General features: G+C 36.4%; 2 protein-coding genes. One reads left to right on the plus strand and one right to left on the minus strand.

The window, feature by feature from the left end; all coding sequences use genetic code 11:
- The first annotated feature begins 274 nt into the window (after positions 1-274).
- Positions 275-1,444 (plus strand): tyrosine-type recombinase/integrase, encoded by a 1,170-nt coding sequence (locus tag A9G07_RS10850; RefSeq protein WP_081303330.1) that lies wholly within the window; start codon positions 275-277, stop codon positions 1,442-1,444.
- A 255-nt stretch (positions 1,445-1,699) separates the two neighbouring features.
- Here the strand turns inward: A9G07_RS10850 and A9G07_RS10860 are convergent.
- A partial coding sequence (locus A9G07_RS10860) for a hypothetical protein (protein ID WP_218060065.1) occupies positions 1,700-1,964 on the minus strand: 265 nt, incomplete at its 5' end.

Here is a 1,964-nt window from a genome sequence, read left to right on the forward strand (position 1 = left end):
CAGGTATAATAAACGCGGTATATTTAACGGTATAAAAACATATGACATTAAATAATTTATTAAATATCATATGTTTGCTTTGATTTAATTATTCCTGCTGGGGTCAAATTCCCTTAAACTTATTATTACTCTCCTTTACGCCAAAAGCCTTTATAAAACTGGATTTTGGTAGTTTTTCTCACTCAGCTACACTCTCTTTTACGTTTGACAACGCAAACCTTTCTACGGTATATTTACGGTATATTTTAATACCGCAACAAAAAATACCGTAATTATGCTAACTATAAAAGCCATTGATTCAGCAAAACCCAAAGATAAGCCCTATAAGTTACCAGATTTTGAAAGCCTGTATTTGTACATTACACCTAGTGGAACTAAATCATGGCGGTACGATTATAGTTTCAACGGTAAACGGAAAACACTAACAATCGGTAAATATCCGTATATCAGTTTATCTGATGCCCGTAATGAGAAGGATATTGCCAGACAATTATTAGCGCACGGTCGAGATCCATCAGTAGAACGCAAAAAGAAAGCGTTGCTCTCAAACATGGCACAGGGTAATACATTCAGCAAAATAGCTATGGAATGGTACGAAAACAAAAAACGAAGTTGGTCACTAAACACTCGGAAAACCATACTTACTTATTTTGAAAAAGACATATTTCCTTATGTTGGAGAGATGGACATTTCGCAGATAAAACCAATTGAAATGTTAAATTGTTTAAAACAAATTGAAAATCGAGGGGCTTTAGAAATCGCTAAAAAGATGAGGCAGCGGTGTACTGAAGTTTTTCAATATGCAATTATTACAGAGCGAGCAGAGAATAACCCAGCCCGAGAACTGGCAACAGCGATGGTGACACGTACACCTAAAAATTATGCATTTTTAATTGAAGATGATATGCGGGAGTTTATGAAAGCTTTACAAACTTATTCGGGTAATATCCTTGTAAGGTACGCTACCGAGTTATTAATATTAACTGCGGTGCGGACGGTAGAATTGTTGCGGTGTAAATGGGAGTATGTTAATTTTGAGAAACGTTACATTTTACTACCCGAGACATTAATAAAAAAAGACAGGGTGCACATAGTCCCGTTATCAAAGCAGGCTATAAATATACTAAGATTTTTACACCCAATTACTGGGAATTGTGATTTTGTTTTTCCGGGGCGAAATAACATACAATCGCCTATGTCAAATGGTGCTATTTTGGGGTTGATAAAAAGGTTGGGATTTGCCAAACGTGCAACAGGGCACGGATTTAGGCATCAGTTTTCGAGTGTTTTAAATGAGCATAACTTTAATCGTGATTGGATAGAGAAACAACTAAATCACGAGGAGGAGGGTGTGCGCGGTATTTACAATCACGCACAATATTTGGAGGGTAGGCGTCAGATGATGCAATGGTATGCGGATTACATTGATAGTTTAACCGCATAACTGTTTTTCCTGAAACTCCTGTTTTATCTGTTCAAGGTAGGTGTTTACTGTGGACAGTTTCCATCGAGGGTGTCGCCCCAAATATAGATCTGGTTTCGGGAATTTATCCGATGCAACCCACCGATCCAATGTTCTATCATCTATACTGATGTACGCACAAACTTGCGCCTTATTGTATAGTGGGTTTTCTACTATTAGTTTATTTGTCATTATTATTCTCCTAACTCAATATCATTTTTATATAGTTCGCTATATTTAGTCATGTTCGGTTCCTTTTGCATATTCAAGTGCTTTTTTAACAGCGCTTTTTACCAATTGTCTTTGATGAGCTCTTTTATATTTTGTTTGAAATGTTTCAAAATTATCCCCATCTCTGTTAGCGTTTTCTATAAAATCACAATCGTCAGTGCTTTCACATTTACTAAGATAATCTTCGAATGCTGTACAGATAGAGTCATATTCGTCTGGGGTTACGCTGATTGTTACTGCTTTACGATTTCCCATAATTAATCCTTGAGCC

Origin of the sequence: Gilliamella sp. wkB72 (assembly GCF_001693745.1) — a bacterium.
In the GTDB taxonomy this organism is placed as follows: Bacteria; Pseudomonadota; Gammaproteobacteria; order Enterobacterales; family Orbaceae; genus Gilliamella; species Gilliamella apicola_E.

Coding starts and splice junctions, on each gene's coding strand:
- A9G07_RS10850 (WP_081303330.1), top strand. CDS start 275: ATGCTAACTATAAAAGCCATTGATTCAGCAAAACCCAAAGATAAGCCC.